The 16,018-nt window shown below is 65.6% G+C and carries 16 protein-coding genes; 6 read left to right on the plus strand and 10 right to left on the minus strand.

Annotated elements, in window-relative coordinates:
* Positions 1-75: 75 nt before the first annotated feature.
* Together der and CWS35_RS22085 are read left to right on the plus strand one after the other, a co-directional pair.
* Positions 76-1,461 carry a ribosome biogenesis GTPase Der gene (gene der, locus CWS35_RS22080; RefSeq protein WP_024581437.1) on the plus strand — a complete coding sequence of 462 codons (1,386 nt, stop codon included), beginning with the start codon at positions 76-78 and terminating at the stop codon, positions 1,459-1,461.
* The gene (locus tag CWS35_RS22085; protein WP_100953740.1) at positions 1,458-2,708 is read left to right on the plus strand and encodes a TCR/Tet family MFS transporter; all 1,251 of its coding nucleotides are present in this window, start codon (positions 1,458-1,460) and stop codon (positions 2,706-2,708) included. The genes der and CWS35_RS22085 overlap by 4 nt, the downstream gene beginning before the upstream one ends.
* A gap of 18 nt (positions 2,709-2,726) precedes the next feature.
* On the opposite strand, the gene CWS35_RS22090 is transcribed toward CWS35_RS22085, so the two are convergent.
* Positions 2,727-3,368, minus strand: coding sequence for a glutathione S-transferase family protein (locus tag CWS35_RS22090; RefSeq protein WP_100953742.1), 642 nt, complete (start codon positions 3,366-3,368; stop codon positions 2,727-2,729).
* Positions 3,369-3,406: 38 nt separating this feature from the next.
* Entirely contained in the window at positions 3,407-3,799 is a 393-nt protein-coding gene (locus CWS35_RS22095) for a nuclear transport factor 2 family protein (RefSeq protein ID WP_100956596.1), read from the minus strand.
* Positions 3,800-4,019: 220 nt separating this feature from the next.
* On the opposite strand from CWS35_RS22095, the gene CWS35_RS22100 reads away from it, so the two are divergent.
* The 4 genes from CWS35_RS22100 (at position 4,020) to CWS35_RS22115 (ending at position 6,581) form a co-directional block, all read left to right on the plus strand.
* A complete protein-coding gene (locus CWS35_RS22100) occupies positions 4,020-4,292 on the plus strand; it encodes a hypothetical protein (protein ID WP_100953744.1) in 273 nt (90 codons plus the stop codon).
* Positions 4,293-4,408: 116 nt separating this feature from the next.
* Entirely contained in the window at positions 4,409-5,074 is a 666-nt protein-coding gene (locus tag CWS35_RS22105; protein ID WP_100953746.1) for a TetR/AcrR family transcriptional regulator, read from the plus strand.
* Positions 5,075-5,300: 226 nt separating this feature from the next.
* Positions 5,301-5,963 carry a DUF3313 domain-containing protein gene (locus CWS35_RS22110; protein ID WP_100953748.1) on the plus strand — a complete coding sequence of 221 codons (663 nt, stop codon included), beginning with the start codon at positions 5,301-5,303 and terminating at the stop codon, positions 5,961-5,963.
* Positions 5,964-6,014: 51 nt separating this feature from the next.
* Positions 6,015-6,581, plus strand: a complete 567-nt coding sequence (locus CWS35_RS22115; protein ID WP_100953750.1) for a DUF2147 domain-containing protein — start codon at positions 6,015-6,017, stop codon at positions 6,579-6,581.
* A 135-nt stretch (positions 6,582-6,716) separates the two neighbouring features.
* Here CWS35_RS22115 and CWS35_RS22120 read toward each other — a convergent pair whose 3' ends face one another.
* The 8 genes from CWS35_RS22120 to CWS35_RS22155 all read right to left on the minus strand — a co-directional run bounded on the left by CWS35_RS22120 (position 6,717) and on the right by CWS35_RS22155 (position 15,974).
* Positions 6,717-7,943: an ABC transporter substrate-binding protein gene (locus CWS35_RS22120; protein ID WP_100953753.1), complete on the minus strand. Its 1,227-nt coding sequence runs from the start codon at positions 7,941-7,943 to the stop codon at positions 6,717-6,719.
* 152 nt (positions 7,944-8,095) lie between these two features.
* Positions 8,096-9,145: a hypothetical protein gene (locus CWS35_RS22125; RefSeq protein ID WP_245439079.1), complete on the minus strand. Its 1,050-nt coding sequence runs from the start codon at positions 9,143-9,145 to the stop codon at positions 8,096-8,098.
* Positions 9,146-9,298: 153 nt separating this feature from the next.
* Positions 9,299-10,435 (minus strand): hypothetical protein, encoded by a 1,137-nt coding sequence (locus tag CWS35_RS22130; protein WP_100953757.1) that lies wholly within the window; start codon positions 10,433-10,435, stop codon positions 9,299-9,301.
* 238 nt (positions 10,436-10,673) lie between these two features.
* Entirely contained in the window at positions 10,674-11,414 is a 741-nt protein-coding gene (locus CWS35_RS22135) for an SDR family NAD(P)-dependent oxidoreductase (protein WP_100953759.1), read from the minus strand.
* A 158-nt stretch (positions 11,415-11,572) separates the two neighbouring features.
* Entirely contained in the window at positions 11,573-13,123 is a 1,551-nt protein-coding gene (gene purF / locus CWS35_RS22140) for an amidophosphoribosyltransferase (protein WP_024581449.1), read from the minus strand.
* 25 nt (positions 13,124-13,148) lie between these two features.
* Positions 13,149-13,784: a CvpA family protein gene (locus CWS35_RS22145; RefSeq protein ID WP_024581450.1), complete on the minus strand. Its 636-nt coding sequence runs from the start codon at positions 13,782-13,784 to the stop codon at positions 13,149-13,151.
* A 186-nt stretch (positions 13,785-13,970) separates the two neighbouring features.
* Positions 13,971-15,452, minus strand: coding sequence for a DNA repair protein RadA (radA, locus tag CWS35_RS22150; protein ID WP_024581451.1), 1,482 nt, complete (start codon positions 15,450-15,452; stop codon positions 13,971-13,973).
* Positions 15,453-15,491: 39 nt separating this feature from the next.
* On the minus strand, positions 15,492-15,974 hold the full coding sequence (locus tag CWS35_RS22155; RefSeq protein WP_024581452.1) for a hypothetical protein: 483 nt from the start codon (positions 15,972-15,974) through the stop codon (positions 15,492-15,494).
* Between the last annotated feature and the right edge of the window lie 44 nt (positions 15,975-16,018).

Genomic DNA, 16,018 nt, shown 5'->3' on the forward strand with positions numbered 1-16,018 from the left:
GCCACCGAACGAGAAGAGGCACGGGCTACCCGAAGCTCATTGACTCCAGCTTCATAAATTGCGCTTGGATAGTTCATGTCTTTCACGATTGCCATTATCGGCCGGCCCAATGTCGGAAAGTCGACGCTGTTCAATCGGCTGGTCGGCCAGAAGCTCGCGCTGGTCGACGACGAGCCGGGCGTGACGCGGGACCGCCGCGAAGGCCAGGCCAAGCTCTACGATCTCGATTTCACCATCATCGACACTGCGGGGCTCGACGAGGGCGCCAAGGGATCGCTGACGGCGCGGATGCAGGAGCAGACCGAGACCGCGATCGAGCTCGCCGACGCCCTGATGTTCGTGATCGACGCCCGCGTCGGCCTGACGCCAACCGATCGCGCCTTTGCCGACTTCGCCCGCAAGGCCAACAAGCCGGTGGTGCTGGTCGCCAACAAGGCCGAGGGCAAGCATGGCGAAATCGGCGCGATGGAATCCTACGCGCTCGGGCTTGGCGATCCCGTCCAGATATCGGCCGAGCATGGCGAGGGTATGGGCGATCTCCACGAGGCGCTGAGCGCGCTGATGCCGGAGACATCAGAGGCGGACGACGATGATATTGCTGACGACGAGGACATTTCGGAAGAGGAGGCTGCGCAGCGTCCGATCCGGGTTGCGATCGTCGGCCGGCCCAATGCCGGCAAGTCGACCCTGATCAACCACCTGCTCGGCGAGGAACGGCTGCTGACCAGCCCCGAGGCCGGCACCACGCGCGATTCCATCGCCGTCGAGATCACCTGGCAAGGCCGCCAGTTCCGGGTGTTCGACACCGCCGGCCTGCGCCGCCGCTCGCGGATCGAGGAGAAGCTGGAGAAGCTTTCGGTCGCCGACGCGCTGCGCGCGGTGCGTTTCGCCGAAGTGGTCGTGATGATGATGGACGCGCAGAACAAGTTCGAGGAGCAGGACCTGCGCATCGCCGACCTGATCGAGCGCGAAGGCCGCGCCATCGTGCTCGCGGTCAACAAATGGGATCTGGTCGAGCGTAAGCCCAACCAGATCTCGCAACTTCGCATCGACGCCGATCACTGGCTGCCGCAGGTCAAGGGCGCGCCGATCGTGGCCGTCTCCGGCCTGATGGGCGAGGGCATCGATCGCCTGATGACGGCGATCCAGCAGGCCTATGCGGTCTGGAACCGGCGCCTGCCGACCGCGGCGCTCAATCGCTGGTTCGAGCAGGCGATCCAGGCCAGCCCGCCGCCCGCGGTCTCGGGCCGCCGGCTGAAGCTCAACTACATCACGCAGGTCAAGGCGCGGCCGCCGAGCTTCGTGCTGTTCTGCTCGCGCGCCGATGCGATCCCGCGATCCTATCTGCGCTACCTCACCAATTCGCTGCGCGAGACCTTCGACCTGCCGGGCACGCCCATTCGTATTACACTAAGAGAAAAGGCCAATCCGTTCGCCCACAAGCGCAAGCGACCGTCGTGAGCGAAGAGGTGAGCGCCGACACCGCTTCCGTTCGGCAGCCGCGCAGCGGCGCGGTGATCTTCATCTTCATCACGCTGTTGCTCGACATGCTCGCGCTCGGGATCATCATCCCGATCCTGCCGAAGCTGATCGAAGGCTTCGTCAGCAACGACACCGCCAATGCGGCGCGCATCTTCGGCCTGTTCGGCTCGATCTGGGCGTTGATGCAGTTCGTCTGTTCGCCGGTGCTCGGCGCGCTGTCCGACCGCTTCGGCCGCCGGCCGGTGGTGCTGCTGTCGAATTTCGGCCTTGCCGCCGATTACGTGCTGATGGCGCTGGCGCCGAACCTGATCTGGCTGTTCATCGGGCGGGCGATCTCGGGCATCACCTCGTCGAGCATATCGACCGTGTTCGCCTATATCGCCGACGTCACCGCGCCGGAGCAGCGCGCCGCGATGTTCGGCAAGATCGGCGTTGCCTTCGGCGCTGGCTTCATCCTGGGACCGGCGCTGGGCGGCGTGCTCGGCGAGATCGATCCGCGGCTGCCGTTCTGGGCGGCGGCGGGCCTGAGCTTCGTCAACGGGCTCTACGGCCTGTTCATCCTGCCGGAATCGCTGCCGGTGGAGCGGCGCGCACCGTTCAAATGGAAGAGCGCCAATCCGATCGGTGCGCTGCGCTTCCTGCTCTCGAACAGGACGCTGGCCGGCCTGTCGCTGGCGACATTCTTCGGCCAGCTCGCCCATGTCGTGCTGCCGTCGGTGTTCGTGCTCTACGCCACCTATCGTTATGGCTGGGACACCGGCACGGTCGGCGCGACGCTCGCGCTGGTCGGCCTCTGCGGCATGATCGTGCAGGGCGCGGCGATCGGTCCGATCGTGAAGCGCCTCGGCGAGCGCAACGCGCTGTTCCTCGGCCTCGTCTGCGGCGCCCTGGGCTTCGTGATCTTCGGCGCGGCGCCGTCAGGGCAATTGTTCTGGATCGGCATTCCCGTGATGGCGCTGTGGGGCCTTTCCGGCGCCGCAACCCAGGCGCTGACGACGCAACTCGTCGCCGCCGACCAGCAGGGCCAGTTGCAGGGTGCGACCTCGAGCGTGCAGAGCATGTCCGAACTGATCGGCCCGTTCCTGTTCACGCTGACCTTTGCGTATTTCATCGGTGACAACGCACCGCTCGCGTTGCCCGGCGCGCCGTTCTATCTGGCCGGCGCGCTGCTGGTGCTGGCGCTCGCCATCGCCGCGCGGGCCACGGCGACGAGGACGACCGCGTAGCTTCGCGGTGCGCCCCCGCTACAAACCCGGTGATCGCGCCGCCCAAGCCTTGGTGGCCTGGCAGCTTTCCATCGCTCGGACATAGGCAGGGCGTGCCGTCGTGCGGACGAGATAGTCCCGCTCGATAGAACCAGGGACGTAATGGCCAGTTCGCAGGCCGAGCAGCAGGGCGTAGCTCACCGAGATATCGGCAGCGGTGAAGCGGTCGCCAGCGAGATAGGGGGAATCGGCGAGGCGACGGATCACCAATCCCAGCCGGCTCTCGAAGGTCTCGAGCGCCCAGCGGGTGACCCGAGCGTTTCGCTCGGCTTCGGGCGCCAAATTGCGACCGACAATGACGGCGTTCATCGGCCCGGCGAGCCCGGCCTCGCCCAGATGGAGAAATTGCAGATAGGAAGCAAAGGCGGGATCGTCCGGAGCGACGGCCAGTGAAGCTGAGCCGTGGCGGGCCAGCAAATACTGAACAATCGCGACTGACTCGACCATGATCGTCTCGCCGTCCTGTAGTACGGGAATGAATCCGGCGGGGTTGATCGCGAGGAAATCGCGGTCATTCTCGACCGCAAACAGATCGACCGGGCGCAGCCGATAAGCCAGTCCCAATTCCTCGAGCAGCCAGACAACGCGGAAGCCGCGACCTTCGCCATAGACTGTGAGCATGGATGAGCATTCCTGGATTGGGTTAATGGGTTCGCGATCTAATCCGTTGCCGGCACCGAATGGTGCTCATGCGTGATGCGCCATGCGCCGCCGACATTGCGCAATCCGATCGTCAGCCTGAACTGGAAGGTGGCGTCGGGCGGGCCGCAGCGCATCACCATCACAGCGAAGGCCACGTCGTCGCCGGCCGTGATCGCGATCTCATCGATATCGAAGGCGTGGGAGGGGCGGTAGCAGCTGAAGAACAGATCCCACGTCTTCCGGTACTCGTCCAATCCGCGCGACTGCAACGGCGGTGGAACATCGAACATCACGATGTCCTGATCGTGATGCGCGAGGATGCCTGGATAGTCCTGTCGGCGGACTGAGGCCGTCCAGGCGTCGATGAGCGCCCTGATCTCGGTCTCCGCCGTCTTGCTCCGCTGTGTCATCGCTGTGCTGCTCCGGGTGCCGGCCGATCGATGCTTCGAGGACGAAGGCGCGAGCGCCGATCCGACATCTGAAATCGCGTTTCGGTCCGAGGCGGATTGGGGCCGAAACGGGCTGATCAGGATTTTTGCTATCGACAAACCATCCGGTTGGTTTGTATATTGACCGACGTATCGGATGACGACGCGCGCCTTGGCCGGCGCCGCGCCCGACAGGAGGAGCATGGTGGACGACGAGGCCGCTGATATCTGCGATGAACTGACCCGCTTCAGCGATGCACAGGCGGCGCTGCTGACCTCGCGCGGTCTTGTCTATCTGACCGACCTGAAACTCGACGGCGACAGGCACGGCACGATCGTCGCCGCCAGTCATGCCGACGCGGAGGCCGTCGCCCGCGCGCGCGGCCGGGGCGAGCGGGTGATCGGCCGAATGGCCTTTGGTTTCCTTCACGACCTGCGCCGCAGCCTGCTGCAAAAGATCCGCTTGTGCGCGTGAATGATCGGATCGCCCGCTGCCTGGCGGCAACCGATGCCGCGCTTGAGATTGACTGGTGCGGCTGAGATACTGCGCGCACACGACTCCTTCCGAATGCCCTACGTCTTGAGTGTCATATGGATAATCCTTCCCGCTCGGAACGCTCCCGCAATGCCGCCCTCGATGCCGCGATCACCATCGTGACGCGCGACGGTCCGGGGCGCCTGACGCTCGACGCGATCGCGCGCGAGAGCGGCCTCAGCAAGGGCGGCGTGATGCATCAGTTCCGCACCAAGGAAGCGGTGCTGCGCGCCTTGCTCGAGCAGCAGATGGCATATTTCGAGGACTTCTCGAACCGCTACATCGAGAAGGCGCGCGAGACCACGGACCAGCCCGAACTGGCAGCGCAGATCGCAACGCTCAGGGAGGCGATCTCGACGCCGCGGGCAGGGGCGTTCGCGCTGCTGGCGGCGATGAACGAGAATCCCGAATTGATGGCGATGCCGCGCGATGTCGACATCGAGAAGGTCGCGCGCATGAAGGCCGAGGCGCGCGATCCCGATCTCGCGCTGCTGCGCTGGGCAGCGGCGCGCGGGCTGCTGCTGAGTTCGCTGTTCGGCCTGTCGTCGCTGAGCGATGCGGAGCGTGATCGTCTGTTCGAGCGGCTGCTCGACGACAGCAAGTGGACTGCGATCGAGCAGGGCGCGGCAAAGCCATCGAGGACGACGGCCGTGCGCGCGGCATCGCCGAAGCCGTCGGGCGCGCGCGCCGCAAAACCCGACTCCGCACGCAAGCGCGGCTGAGTCTCCAGAAATCCCCCGACGCCTCGATCGTCGCATTTTTGGTCCCGGTTCCTGGAATTGCAACTTTACAAACCAACTGGTCGGTTTTATAGTTCGTCGCACTGAGGCTAGGCCTGGCGGCGCCCGGACGGCGAGCCAGGTCGGCAGTGACGGCCGCAGCCGCACTTCAGCCCCGGACGTGGCTGCGGCCGTGCTGCTTTCCGACGGTTCGGATGAGGAGATTGGAATGGACAGCTCGATCGCCGCGCGCGGTCTGGGAGCGATGACGCTTTGCGTCCTCGCGGCAGGATGCGCCGCCGTCACGCCGGTGGCCTATTCGGAGGTGGGCTCATCGGCCTACATGACGCCGGACACATCGGATCCTTCGGGCCGCGTGCCGTATCGCTACGCTCCGCCGGTCGACTGGCGGACCTACAACAAGGTCATGATCGATCCGGTCGTGATCTATCGCGGCGCGGATCATCAGTTCGGCGAGATGTCCGAGAAGGACAAGGAGACGCTCGCGGCCACCATGCAGACCCGCTTTACCGACAAGCTGCGCGGCCGCTTCGCGGTGGTGAATACGCGCGGGCCGAACACCTTTCGGCTGCGGCTGACCTTGACCGGCGCGGTCGCCAACACGCCGGTGCTCGGCACGCTGTCGCGCTTCGACCTCGCCGGCGCGGTCTACAACGGCGTGCAGGCGGCGCGCGATCGCGAGGGCACCATGACCGGCTCGGTGATCTTTGCCGTCGAGATGTTCGACAGCGCGACCTCACGCCTGCTCGGCGCCTATGTCAGCAGGCAATATCCCGGCGCTTACGACATCAAGGCCAGTGTCGGCGATCTCGCGGCCGCCACCGCGGGCATCGACAAGGGTGCCGATGCCTTCATCGCGCAATTGAAGTGAGGCGCGCCGCGCGCGTCCCGAAACCATCCCGACAATGAAAGGTCTCGGACAATGAACTTTCTGGTTCGCATGTTTCTGCGCAGCCTGGTCGCCGCGCTGCTGATGAGCTCGACCGGCCGCGCCGAGACGATCCCAGCCGATCCGAGCGGCACCTGGCTGACCGAGAACGGACAGGCCCGCATCCGCCTCGAGCGCTGTGGCACCGCGCGTGACCGCATCTGCGGATTCATCGTGTGGATGAAGGAGCCGGTCGATCCGCGCGGCCAGCCGCTTCGCGACAGCCTCAATCCCGATCCCGACAAGCGAGCCCGTGCGCTGCTCGGCCATCAGTTGATCCTGGGATTGAAGCTGACGCCGGAGGGGAGGTTCGACGGCGACATCTACAATGCGGAGGATGGCAAGTCCTATGCGGTCTCGCTGTGGCGCGATAGGTCCGACCAGCTCAAGCTCAAGGGGTGTTTGATCAGGTTTCTATGCCAGACCCAGACCTGGACGCAGACGCTCGACGTGCAGTCCGGACAGCTTGTCGGTCTGACCGGTGATGCCGGCGGCCCGCGCGCCGACAAGGAATGGGCGTCGCTGCCTGCTCAGGCGAAGGCGAAGTCGGCGGCGAAGTGAAAGGCGTAGGGTGGGTTAGCGAAGCGTAACCCACCGACTTCGTGCCGTAGAAAGAGATGGTGGGTTACACCTTCCACCTTCGCTCGGTTGAGCTTGGGCGGACGTAGCCGGCTAACCCACCCTACGAAGCCGCGCCTATTTCTTCACCAGCGGACAGTCGCTGGCCTCGAGCGGCTTGGCAGCGTCCTCCGGCGAGATGGTGGCGATCAGCTTGTAATAGTCCCAGGGATACTTCGACTCTTCCGGCTTCTTCACCTCGAACAAATAGGCCGGGATGATACGACGGCCATCGATCCGCAACGGGCCCTTGCCGAACAGCGGATCGTCGGTCGGGATCTCCTTCATCTTGGCGACCACCTTGGCGCCGTCATGCGGATTGCCGCCCATCGCGTCCAGCGCCTTCAGGTAATGCAGCACGCCGGCATAGACGCCGGCCACCGTCATCGAAGGCATCGAGCCCTTCGGCGAGACCTTCTGGAAGCGCTTCGACCAGGCGCGGGTCTGGTCGTTCATGTCCCAGTAGAACGACTCGGTGAAGGTGAGGCCCTGGGCGATCTTCAGGCCCAGCGCGTGCACGTCGTTGACGAACAGCAACAGCGCCGCGAGCTTCTGCCCGCCGGCGGTGATGCCGAATTCGGACGCCTGCTTGATCGCGTTGGTGGTGTCGCCGCCGGCATTGGCAAGCCCGATGACCTTGGCCTTGGAGGCCTGCGCCTGCAGCAGGAACGAGGAGAAGTCCGCGGTGTTGAGCGGGTGCTTGACGCCGCCGAGCACCTTGCCGCCGTTGGCGGTGACGACCGCCGAGGTGTCGCGCTCCAGCGCATGGCCGAAGGCGTAGTCGGCGGTGAGGAAGAACCAGGTGTCGCCGCCCGCTTTGGTCAGCGCCTTGCCGGTGCCGTTGGCGAGCATATAGGTGTCGAACGTGTAGGAGATCGTGTTGGCGTTGCAGGCCTTGCCGGTGAGGTCGGCGGTCGCAGCCCCCGAATTGAGCACGATCGAGTTCTTCTCCTTGGCGAGGTTGCTGACCGCCAGCGCGACGCCGGAGTTCGGCGTGTCGGTGATGATGTCGACCTTCTCATTGTCGATCCAGTTGCGCGCGATGTTGACGCCGACGTCGGGCTTGTTCTGGTGGTCGCCGCTGACCACCTCGATCTTCCAGCCCTTGGCGCGCAGGCCGGAATCTTCCACCGCCATGTTGGCGGCCGCCACCGAGTTCGGGCCGCCGATGTCGGCATAGAGGCCCGACATGTCGTTCAGCACGCCGATCTTGACGTTCTTGTCTTGAGCGAAGGCAGGAGCTGCAAGGCTGAGTGCAGCGCAAACGAAAAGCACGGCGTGGCGCCGCGCGAGCGTCGTCGTCATGTGACATTCCCTCCACTGTCATTTTTTCCCGGCGGCCCTCTTGCGGGGCCTCATGCCGGTCGTTCGAGTTCCCGCTTACCCTTTCCGGGCGCAAGCGGCAATCCGCATAAAGCCGGATGAAGTGCGTCCAAGCGTCATCCCGCGGTCATCCGTCACTTCAGCGCATCCGAGGTCAGCCGGAATTTCTGGATGCGCTTTCCGGTATCGACCTCGGCCGTATAGACGTTGCCCTTGGCGTCGACGGCGAGGGCGTGCACCCAGTGGAATTGCCCGGCATTGCGGCCGTTGCGGCCGAAGCTGCCGACCACGGTGCCGTCGTCGCGCTTGATGATGCGGATCTCGTTGTTCTCGCCGTCGGCGCTCAGCAGAAAGGTCTGGTTCGGATCGGGCCACAGCGCGAGATCCCATACCGCGCCGTTGCCGAGCGTGTTCTTCTCGAAGAAGAACTCCTTCACGAAAATACCGTCCTTCTTGAAAACCTGGATGCGGTTGTTGATGCGGTCGCAGACATAGACCAGTCCGTCGTTGGCGATCTTCACGCAGTGCACGGGATTGGCGAATTGCTGCGACGGGGGCGCCTTCGGATCGTAGGGCGGTTGCTTGGCGTCGTGGGGCTTGTTGCCGTAGGCGCCCCAGTGCCGTTTGTAGGCACCGGTCGTGGCATCGAACACGATCACGCGCCGGTTGCCGTAGCCGTCGGCGACATAGATCTCGTTGGCCGCCGTGTCGATCGCGGTCTCTGCCGGCTTGCCGAGCTGGGTGGTGTCGTTCGACCCTTTGCTGGGCGCGATCGAGCCGATCTGCGACACGAACTTGCCGTCGAGGGTGAATTTCAGGATCGCATTGTCGTTGTCGGCATTGCCGCCGATCCAGACGAAGCCGCGCTCGTCGACCTCGATGCCGTGCTCGCGGCCGACCCATTGATAGCCGTCGCCGGGGCCGCCCCAGGCGCGCAGCAGATTGCCGTCGGCGTCGAATTCGAGCACCGGCGGCGCGGAGATGCAGCACTTCGAGCGCGGCGGATTGAGGCTCGCACCTTTCTCGTCGTCGGTCAGCGAGCGCGGCCGGTGGATCATCCAGATGTGACCCTGCCAGTCCACCGTGATGCCGCCGACCTGGCCGAGGATCCAGTTGTTCGGCAGCGGTTTCGGCCATGTCGCATCGACGGCGAAGGTCGGGATGTCGCCGGCTCGTGCGGGCATCCCGGGCAGGGCCGAGACAGCGAGGCAGGCGGCGAAGGCCAGGCCGGACAGCGTTGCGCGCAGGGGTGGAAGCAGCGGCATCTCGGTTGCTCTCGTTGGAGTGCGGCGGTGTGCGAGACGCCGGATGACGCGAGGCGTCGTCCGGCGTGGCCGTTACTTCAGCGCATCGGAGGTCAGCTTGAACTTCTGGATCCGCTTGCCTTCGACCTCACCGGTATAGACATTGCCCTTCTGGTCGACCGCCATCACGTGCAGCAGCGCGAACTGGCCGGCATTGCGGCCGCTGTGGCCGAAGGTGCCGACGACCTTGCCGTCGTCGCGGTTGATCACCCGGATCTCGTTGTTGGCGCCGTCGGCGTTCAGCAGGTAGGTCTGCTTCGGATCGGGCCACAGCGCGAGGTCGAACACCGCGCCGTCGCCGAGCGTCTTCTTCTCGTAGAAGAACTCCTTCACGAAGCTGCCGTCCTTCTTGAACACCTGGATGCGGTCCTGGCTGCGGTCGCAGACATAGACCAGCCCGTCGTCGGCGATCTTGATGCAGTGCACGGGATTGCCGAACTGATGCTGCGGCGCCGCGGCCGGATCGTAGGGCGGCTGCTTGTCGTCGTCCGGCCGTTTGCCGTAACCGCCCCAATGCCGCTTGTAGGCCAGCGTGGTGGCGTCGAACACGATGACGCGGCGGTTGCCGTAGCCATCGGCGACGTAGATCTCGTTCGCGTCCTTGTCGATCGCGATCGCGGCGGGCTTGCCGAGCTGGGTGGTGTCGTTGCTGTTGGTGCGGGGAGCGATCTTGCCGATCTGCCCGAGATACTTGCCGTCGAGCGTGAACTTCAGGATCGCGCTGTCATCGTCGGCATTGCCGCCGATCCAGACGAAGCCGCGTTCGTCGACCGCGATGCCGTGCTCGCGGCCGACCCATTGATAGCCGTCGCCGGGACCGCCCCAGGATCGCAGCAGCTTGCCGTCGACGTCGAATTCCAGCACCGGCGGCGCCGCCACGCAGCATTTCGCGCGCGGCGGGGTCAGGCTCGCCGCCTTCTCGCCCTCGGTCAGCGAGCGCGGGCGGTGGATTACCCAGATATGCCCCTGCCAGTCGACGGTGATGCCGCCGATCTGGCCGATGATCCAGCTGTTGGGCAGCTGTTTCGGCCAGGACGGATCGACCGCGAAGGTCGGAACGTCGCCGGCCGTGGCGGGCGCCGGCGAAACGAGGACAGCCGATGATGCGACGCAGGCGGAGAGCAACAATCCGGTGAGAATAGAGCGCGCACGATTGAACGTCGGCGTCATGATGCCTCCCGAGCTTCTTCTTGGCGGTCGTCCCGCTGGGAGCGCAGTCAATCGTGGGGCGGGGAGCGAGTCAATCGCAGGGAAGTGCAAACCGAGCGTCGTAAAAGGTGTCTTCGCCCGGCCAGACCGGGCGATCCAGTACGCCGCGGCCGATCGGCTCAAGCACGGACGTCTCTGGAATACTGGATCACCCGCATGCGCGTGTGATGACAGTCGAGGGCGCGGCTCGCCGTGCCCCTTACGCCGGCGGCTGGAAACTCCGCAGCGTCTTCGCCTTGTAATCGTACAGCCTGCCGGTCTCGGTCCAGGCGGGCGCGCACATCGGCACGATGAATTCGGCCGCCATCTCGGGCGTATCCAGTGTCATCGGGTCTTCGCCGGGAAACACCTGCGCGCGCATTCTTGTGCGGATCGGGCCGGGGCTGAACAGATTGACGCGCAACGCCGTGTTGGCGGTCTCGTTGGCCCAGGAGCGCACCAGTGCCTCCAGCGCGGCCTTCGAGGCCGCATAGGGGCCGAGATAGGCGTTGGCCTTGTGTGCCGCGCCCGACGTCACGAACACGGCGCGGCCGGCGTCGGACTGCCGCAGCAGCGGGTCCATGCAGCGGATCAATTGGAAATTGGCGGTGACGTTGATCGCGAACACGTCGTTCCACGGCTTCAGCTCGATGTGGCCGAGCGGCGACGACGGTCCCGCGGTGCCGGCATTGCCGACGAGGATGTCGAGCTTGCCGTGACGTTCATGCAGCGCGAGCCCGAGCCGGGCGATGCCGTCGTAGTCGGTGAGCGAGAGCGGCACCAGCGTGGCGCTGCCGCCGTCCTTGCGGATCGCGTCGTCGAGCTCTTCCAGCCCGCCCTGGGTGCGCGCCACCGCCACGACATGCGCGCCGGCTTTTGCAAGTGCCACTGCGGTCGCATAGCCGATGCCGCGCGAGGCGCCGGTCACGAGGGCGATACGGGAGGCGAGGGGTTTTGTCATGGAAGGGACTCTAACAAATCGTCGTCCCTGCGAAAGCAGGGACCCATACGCCGTGACGGCGATATTGGAAGAAAGTGCTCGTGTCTAACACTGTCGCCAGCCACACAGGCCGGTGGTTATGGGTCCCTGCTTTCGCAGGGACGACAGTGACGATGTGGCTAGCTCGCCTCCGCCAGCAGCGAGAGCTGGCGCGGCGAGGGCTCGGCCTCGCTCTGGTCGGTGAGGTGGGTCGGATAGGCGCCGGTGAAGCAGTGGTCGGCAAACCTCGGATTTGCCGGGTCGCGGCCCTCATAGCCCATCGCGCGGTACATGCCGTCGATCGACAGGAAGGCGAGCGAGTCGGCGCCGATGATGTCGCGCATCTCCTCGAGCGAATGGGTGGCGGCGAGCAGGCCGCCGCGGTCGGGCAGGTCGATGCCGTAATAATCGGGGTAGAGGATCGGCGGCGAGGCGAGGCGGAAATGCACCTCGCGGGCGCCGGCGTCGCGCATCATCCGCACGATCTTCTTCGAGGTGGTGCCGCGCACCAGAGAGTCGTCGATCAGGATGATCCGCTTGCCCTCGATCGCGGCGCGATTGGCCGAGTGCTTCATGCGCACGCCGAGCTCACGCACGGTCTGGGTCGGCTGAATGAAGGTACGGCCGACATAGTGGTTGCGGATGATGCCAAGCTCGAACGGCACGCCGGAATACTGGCTGTAGCCGACCGCGGCGGGCACGCCGGAATCCGGCACCGGTACCACGACGTCGACCTCGGGATGGCTCTCGCGGGCGAGCTGGGCGCCGAACGCCTTGCGCACGTCGTAGACCGAGCGGCCGCCGACGATGGAGTCGGGCCGGGCGAAATAGATGTATTCGAAGATGCAAGGCCGGGCCGGCTTCGGCGGGAACGGCTTGTGGCTGTGCGCGCCGTGCTCATCGAACACGATGATCTCGCCGGGCTCGATGTCGCGGACATATTTGGCGCCGATCATGTCGAGCGCGCAGGTCTCGGAGGCCAGGATCGGATGGCCATCCAGATCGCCGAGCACCAGGGGACGGATGCCGAGCGGGTCGCGCGCGCCGACCAGCTTCTTGTTGGTCAGCGCCACCAGCGCATAGGCGCCCTCGATGGCGCGCAGCGCCTCGATGAAACGGTCGACGAAGCGGGTGCGCTTCGACTGCGCGACCAGATGCAGGATCACTTCGGTATCGGTGGTCGACTGCATCAACGCGCCGCCCTTGACCAGCTCGCTGCGCAAGGTCAGGCCGTTGGTGAGGTTGCCGTTGTGTCCGACCGCGAACCCGCCAGCATTGAGTTCGGCGAACAACGGCTGCACGTTGCGCAGGCCCGTGCCGCCGGTCGTGGGATAGCGGACGTGGCCGACCGCGGCATTGCCGGGCAGGCGCTCGATCACCTCGCGACGCGAGAACGTATCGCCGACCAGGCCAAGGCGGCGTTCACTGTGGAAGCGGCTGCCGTCGAAGGAGACGATGCCGGCGGCTTCCTGGCCGCGGTGTTGCAAAGCGTGCAGGCCGAGCGCGGTGATCGCGGCGGCCTCGGGATGGCCGAAGATGCCGAACACGCCGCATTCCTCGCGGAGCGTGTCGCCGTCAAGATCGGGATGGTAGCGGGGATCGTCTTCCCGGAGATGGTGCTGCGTTTCGATCGGGCCGAGGTCGAGAGCCATCTGGTCGGCATGATCGGAAGGGCTTTGCATCTCGTTCATCGCCTCTCGTAAGGGCCCAAATAGATTATCGGCCCGCGGGTTTCTCGATCAGCTTCTTCAAGCTGTCACGCGCAGGTTTGCTATAGCCGTCACCCGACGCCGGCGTCGCCTGATCGTTGGTATCGGCCGCAGAATCGTCGTCTGGCTTATTCTTCTTGAACTTCTTTAAGATGGTGTTCTCGGGGTCGTCAGGCAAGAGCGACATTAGCCAATCCCCGGTTCCTTGCAGCACCACCCGGGACTTCGCCCCGGTCACCCAGTCGGGCCGCTGCTTGTCCGGAACCAGCCAGGTGAAGAACATGAACGCCACGACCACGATCAGCAGGCCGCGGGCGAGCCCGAACAGGAAGCCCAGGGTGCGATCCAGAGCGCCGATCCGGGAATCCAGGATCATGTCCGAGATCCGCACCGTGACGATCGAGACCACGATCAGCGTGCCGATGAAGGTGCCGGCCACCACGACGACCGCGGCGACCGTGTCGTTATTGAAGTAAGTTTTGGCGGTCGGCAGCAGCTTCGAGAAAGCATACAGCGTGACCAGGGCGGCGGCGCCCCAGGCCGCGATCGACAGGATCTCGCGCATGAAGCCGCGCACCATGGCGAGCAGGCCCGAGATCAGCATCACGCCGAGCAGGACGAGATCAAGTATCGTTATGGGCATCGGCTGGTCAGGTCCGCTGGTACGTTTCGGTACGCTGTTAAGGGCTTACGCTGTTAAGGCTCTCGCGAATCGGCGTCTCGGTGCCGTCCTAACTGAGGCGCATCGGGGGCATCCGGCAAGGCCGGGGCGCCACCTGTCCCGCGCGGCGGATGTATAGCGGTGAGGGGCTGGGACGTCACGCCCGCTTTAGCTGTTGCCGCGACGGAATCGGGCCGGTGTGGCATTTTTCTCAGCCACATCAGGGCCTCCGGGGGCACTCTCGTCATCCCTGGGGCCGGCCCGGCCGCCGCGAGGCGTCCCGCGCGCGGCGATTTCGGCCACCAGTGTCGTCAGATTGCCGACGGTGTTGAGCGTAAGCCCGGCGTCGCCGCCGCCATCGCCGCGGGCCGATTCGGGCAGGATGGCGCGGCCGAAGCCGAGCTTCAGCGCCTCCTTGAGCCGGGCCGGGGTCTGCGCCACCGGCCGGATCGCGCCCGACAGCGAAATCTCGCCGAAATACACCGCATCGGTCGGCAGGGGCGCGTTGACCAGCGAGGACACCAGCGCCGCGGCAGCCGCGAGATCGGCGGCCGGCTCCTGGATGCGCAGGCCGCCGGCGACGTTGAGATAGACGTCATGTCCGGACAATTTGACGCCGCAATGCGCCTCCAGCACCGCCAGCACCATCGACAGCCGGCTCGGGTCCCAGCCGACCACGGCGCGCCGCGGCGTGCCGAGCGAGGTCGGCGCCACCAGCGCCTGCAACTCGACCAGCACCGGGCGGGTGCCCTCGATGCCGGCGAACACTGCCGTGCCGGGACTGCCGAGCTCGCGTTCGCTGAGGAACAGTTCCGACGGGTTGGTGACCTCGCGCAGGCCGAGTCCGGTCATCTCGAACACACCGATCTCGTCGGTCGCGCCGAAGCGGTTCTTCGCTGAACGGAGGATGCGGAACTGCTGCGAGCCTTCGCCCTCGAACGACAGCACCGCATCGACCATGTGCTCGACGACGCGGGGGCCGGCGATCTGGCCGTCCTTGGTGACATGGCCGACCAGGATGATCGTTGCCCCGGTCTTCTTGGCAAACCTGATCAGCGCCTGCGCCGAGGCGCGCACCTGGGTCACGGTGCCCGGCGCGGACTCCACGGTGTCGGTCCACATGGTCTGGATCGAGTCGATCACGATCAGCCGCGGCACCGCGCCTTCCGACAGCGTCGAGACGATGTCCTCGACCGAGGTCTCCGACGCCAACTGCACCGGCGCGTCGGCCAGCCCGAGCCGTTCGGCACGCAGCCGCACCTGCGCCACCGCCTCTTCGCCCGAGATGTAGACCGCGCGGTGGCCGGCGCGCGCCATCATCGAGGTCGCCTGGGTCAAGAGCGTCGATTTGCCGATGCCGGGGTCGCCGCCGACCAGCAGCACCGAGCCGCGGACGAAGCCGCCGCCAGTGACACGGTCGAGCTCGGCCATGCCGGAGGACAGGCGGGGGGCATCCTGGGTCTTGCCCGACAGCGATTCCAGCGCAAACGTCCGTCCCTTGCGCTTGCTGCGGATCGAGACCGGCACCGAGCCCGTGGTGTCCTCCTCGGCCAGCGTGTTCCACTCGCCGCAGGAGTCGCATTTGCCCTGCCAGCGATTATACGCCGCGCCGCAATTCTGGCAGACGAAGGAGAGAGTGGATTTGGCCATCGGGGAGAGCTCGATTCCGTTCTCTCTCCATAGCATGGATCAAGAGCCGGCAACGTCCGATGTCGGCCGCTGCTTCACAACGCGTACCGCGATCGGCGGGGCGGGCCACAGTTGCAGCCTGTAGCGATCGTCTCCTTCCAGGCCGTCCTCCGACAGCGTATCGAGCCCGCCATACGAGACCCGCACCCGGTAGGTCCCCGGAGCGACGTCGATGCGCGCGGCGTCGGGAAAATAATCGGTACAGCCTGCGATCGCGATGCGTCCCGACGGGACGTCCAGGCTGGCCTCGACAATGTGATCCCAGCCGGCAGAGTCATCGTTCGGCTCGCGTTCGAGAATCTGCACCGAGACCGGAACATGCATGTTGCGCACGGTGCCGATTCTGACGACACCCGACCCTGCTGCAAGCATCCGGTCGGTGGTTTCCGGTGTCCACTCGGCGGAAAGCTCATCCGCCGTGGATTCATCCTGGATATAGAATTGCGAGTAGTCTGCGAACAGCGAAAGTTCGAGAGATGTCATGTTGAGCTTCGCCCTCGGTGGAACTGCCGATCAGTAGCGCTGAA

This window comes from Bradyrhizobium sp. SK17 (assembly GCF_002831585.1).
Taxonomy (GTDB): Bacteria; Pseudomonadota; Alphaproteobacteria; order Rhizobiales; family Xanthobacteraceae; genus Bradyrhizobium.

Bases quoted from the DNA above. Each gene is read 5' to 3' on its own strand.
- der (WP_024581437.1), top strand. From the start codon at position 76: ATGTCTTTCACGATTGCCATTATCGGCCGGCCCAATGTCGGAAAGTCG.
- CWS35_RS22090 (WP_100953742.1), bottom strand. From the start codon at position 3,368: ATGCTCACAGTCTATGGCGAAGGTCGCGGCTTCCGCGTTGTCTGGCTG.
- CWS35_RS22095 (WP_100956596.1), bottom strand. From the start codon at position 3,799: ATGACACAGCGGAGCAAGACGGCGGAGACCGAGATCAGGGCGCTCATC.
- CWS35_RS22100 (WP_100953744.1), top strand. From the start codon at position 4,020: ATGGTGGACGACGAGGCCGCTGATATCTGCGATGAACTGACCCGCTTC.
- CWS35_RS22105 (WP_100953746.1), top strand. From the start codon at position 4,409: ATGGATAATCCTTCCCGCTCGGAACGCTCCCGCAATGCCGCCCTCGAT.
- CWS35_RS22110 (WP_100953748.1), top strand. From the start codon at position 5,301: ATGGACAGCTCGATCGCCGCGCGCGGTCTGGGAGCGATGACGCTTTGC.
- CWS35_RS22115 (WP_100953750.1), top strand. From the start codon at position 6,015: ATGAACTTTCTGGTTCGCATGTTTCTGCGCAGCCTGGTCGCCGCGCTG.
- CWS35_RS22120 (WP_100953753.1), bottom strand. From the start codon at position 7,943: ATGACGACGACGCTCGCGCGGCGCCACGCCGTGCTTTTCGTTTGCGCT.
- CWS35_RS22125 (WP_245439079.1), bottom strand. From the start codon at position 9,145: ATGCCCGCACGAGCCGGCGACATCCCGACCTTCGCCGTCGATGCGACA.
- CWS35_RS22130 (WP_100953757.1), bottom strand. From the start codon at position 10,435: ATGACGCCGACGTTCAATCGTGCGCGCTCTATTCTCACCGGATTGTTG.
- CWS35_RS22135 (WP_100953759.1), bottom strand. From the start codon at position 11,414: ATGACAAAACCCCTCGCCTCCCGTATCGCCCTCGTGACCGGCGCCTCG.
- purF (WP_024581449.1), bottom strand. From the start codon at position 13,123: ATGAACGAGATGCAAAGCCCTTCCGATCATGCCGACCAGATGGCTCTC.
- CWS35_RS22145 (WP_024581450.1), bottom strand. From the start codon at position 13,784: ATGCCCATAACGATACTTGATCTCGTCCTGCTCGGCGTGATGCTGATC.
- radA (WP_024581451.1), bottom strand. From the start codon at position 15,452: ATGGCCAAATCCACTCTCTCCTTCGTCTGCCAGAATTGCGGCGCGGCG.
- CWS35_RS22155 (WP_024581452.1), bottom strand. From the start codon at position 15,974: ATGACATCTCTCGAACTTTCGCTGTTCGCAGACTACTCGCAATTCTAT.